General features: G+C 46.3%; 1 protein-coding gene. It reads right to left on the bottom strand.

What is annotated here, in order from left to right:
• On the bottom strand, positions 1–229 hold a 229-nt coding region (locus ACRHOZ_RS21705; protein ID WP_431130509.1), incomplete at both ends, for an LOG family protein.

The raw sequence follows: 229 nt of genomic DNA, 5'->3' as shown, positions 1-229 counted from the left end.
GACAACATCTTCGGCAGAATCCACAATTTTAATCAAATCCAGGTCCCTGGGACTAATGTTGCCCGCATTCAGCATGGTTTCCTTGTTCCAATCAATAAGGCCACTCCAGAACTTGGTACCTACCAAAATAATGGGGAACGTATGGGTCTTGCTGGTTTGGATTAGTGTTATAGCCTCAAACAATTCATCCATGGTGCGAAACCCACCGGGCATCACCACAAATCCCTGG

The organism is Flagellimonas flava (assembly GCF_050617915.1).
Classification (GTDB): Bacteria; Bacteroidota; Bacteroidia; order Flavobacteriales; family Flavobacteriaceae; genus Flagellimonas; species Flagellimonas flava_A.
The sequence above is the reverse complement of the archived record's forward strand: the minus strand, read 5'-3'. Positions and strand labels throughout refer to the sequence as shown.